The following is a 2,402-nucleotide window of genomic DNA, read 5'->3' as shown; positions in this document are numbered from 1 at the left end:
AGCCTATATAGATCCAGGAGCCAGCAGTCATTTGCCCATACATCATCAACCCTTTTTTTTCGAGCTCATCAAAATGCTGCCAATTCGCCCAATTTGGTACCAATTGCGAGTTTGAAATCAGTACCCTTGGGGCATCTTCATGGGTTTGCAGGATAGCAACTGGTTTACCGCTCTGAATCAACAAGGATTCATCATTTTCTAATTGTTCAAGCGCTTTGATAATCAGTTCGAGTGATTCCTGGTTTCTGGCCGCTTTTCCCCGTCCGCCGTAAACGATCAGTTCTTCGGGTCGTTCGGCAACATCGGGATGAAGATTATTTAGTAACATGCTGAGAGCGGCTTCCTGAAGCCAGCCTTTGCAGCGGGATGGAGTTGTTGGCATAAAATTATGGTGGAAGGGTGAAAGGTGGAAGGGTGAAAGGTGGAAGGTTAAGGGTGGAGGGTGAAGGAGGGGAAACCGGTGTTGAGGGGGTTTCCTTCCTGCGTGGCAAATTGATGTACCTGCTCCACAAAAGAAAAATCTTTAAGGAGGGCGGCTATTTGTTCTATATCACGGGCAAAAATGCGGTCTTCCGAAGCAAACCCCACATACCTACGTACATAGTCATGCGCAAATTCGAGCACCGGGCTGCTTTTTAAAGGGCGCCGGAATTCGATTGCCTGGCAAGCACTCATCAGCTCAATAGCCAGAATATATTCAAGGTTATCAATTACCTGGTTAAGTTTTCTTCCACTGATACTGCCCATACTTACATGATCTTCCTGCCCCAGTGAGGTGGGTATACTGTCGGCGCTTGCCGGAAAGCAGAGGGTTTTGTTCTCCGTTACCAGGGCAGCTGTTGTATATTGTGGTATCATAAAACCACTGTTTAATCCCACTTTATTCATCAGCAACATCGGCAGTCCCCATTTGCCTTCGAGCAGCAGGTAGCAGCGGCGATCGGACATATTACCGATTTCAGCAGCAGCAAAACAATTATAATCGAGCGGAAGTGCCAGCGGTTGTCCATGAAAATTTCCGCCACTAATGGTATGTTGCGCATCCAGTACAATAGGATTATCTGTTACCGAATTGAGTTCGATCTCTGTAAGTTCTTTCAGATGCAGCCAGGCATTGCGAGATGCTCCATGTACCTGCGGCATACATCGAAGCGAATAAGGGTCCTGCACTCTTCCACAATCCAGATGACTGTCCATAATGGCCGATTCATTTAGCAGATGACGGAGCCGATGGGCCACATATTGATTTCCGGCAAATGGCCGCAATGCATGCAGGGCCTCCTCAAAAGGCGCTTTTGTACCTGTTAGAGATTCAAGGCTCATTGCGCCGATAATATCCGCGGCATCCAGGCTGTTCTGCAAGCGTTGAACAGCCTTTACAGCATGCGCCAGAATGAATTGGGTTCCATTGATCAATGCCAGTCCTTCTTTGGGTCCCAGGGTAACGGGCTCCAACTGATGGGCTTTCAACACATCGGAAGCTGGTTTTCGGTTACCCTTTTCAGTGAGTTCTCCTAACCCAATCAGGGGCAGGCAAAGGTGAGACAAGGGAGCAAGGTCACCACTGGCCCCCACGCTGCCCTTTTCGGGTACAACGGGAAGAATATCCTGGTCGATCATCCAGCAAAGTCGTTCCAGCGTGGCCAGTTGAATTCCTGAATAACCTTTAGCCAATGCATGTACTTTGGTAATAAGCATTATTTTGGTTAGTTCCGGCGATATGGGGTTGCCCACGCCCACGCTGTGGCTTTGCAGGATTTTGTATTGAAGGGTACGGGTATCTTCCTCTGAAATGGAGCTGTTGGCCAATATTCCAAAGCCGGTATTAACCCCATATACCGTTCTTCCTTCTTCAACAATTTTGGCAACTGCTGCTGCACTTGCCGTAATTTTCTGAATAGAAGCCGGTCCGAGGTAAGCGCGGATAGTACCCTTCGCAATTCCGAGGCAGGCGGCTACGGTCAGGTGGTCAATTCCATATTGAAATCCTGGATTCATGGCAGGTGTTTTTCTATGCGGTTAAAAATGGAGTTTTTGCGGAAAGCCGTTTCTGTTTCTGCAATAGCCTGCATCAGCTGGCTGGTGGAATTTCCTTCCTTAAACAATTCTTCCATGGCTTTTTGCAGGGCGGTCCAGATGGGTTCTACCTGTGCCAATAATTTCTGCCCTTTCGGTGTAAAGCTGACCATTTTTTTGCGGGCATCTGTTTTATCCGGAACGGATTTGATCAGTCCTTTTTCCTGGAGTTTGCTAATTAGCTGGCTGGCGGCAGAATGGGAAACTTCCAGTTCTTCTGAAATATCCCGTATAGAAACGGTATTGTTTCTTGACAGCATGTAAAAAACCGGGAACCAGGCCGCGTCAAAACGGATCTGGTGTTTTTTATATACCAGGTTTACATC

Annotated in this window: 2 protein-coding genes and 1 pseudogene; all 3 read right to left on the bottom strand. The window is 47.7% G+C overall.

Going from position 1 to position 2,402, the window contains the following annotated elements:
* Window positions 1-382 (bottom strand): annotated as a pseudogene (locus tag A1D16_RS20550) (urocanate hydratase); the annotation flags it as partial.
* A gap of 47 nt (window positions 383-429) precedes the next feature.
* The gene (gene hutH / locus A1D16_RS20545) at window positions 430-1,998 is read right to left on the bottom strand and encodes a histidine ammonia-lyase (protein ID WP_290713169.1); all 1,569 of its coding nucleotides are present in this window, start codon (window positions 1,996-1,998) and stop codon (window positions 430-432) included.
* The coding region (locus tag A1D16_RS20540) for a MarR family transcriptional regulator (protein WP_290713166.1) at window positions 1,995-2,402 on the bottom strand (408 nt) is incomplete at its 5' end. The genes hutH and A1D16_RS20540, both read right to left, overlap by 4 nt.

Source organism: Flavihumibacter sp. CACIAM 22H1 (assembly GCF_001601815.1).
GTDB lineage: Bacteria > Bacteroidota > Bacteroidia > Chitinophagales > Chitinophagaceae > Flavihumibacter.
This window is presented reverse-complemented; position numbering and strand designations above follow the sequence as displayed.

Excerpts from the sequence above, each read along its gene's own strand:
- hutH (WP_290713169.1), bottom strand. The coding sequence starts at position 1,998 with ATGAATCCAGGATTTCAATATGGAATTGACCACCTGACCGTAGCCGCC.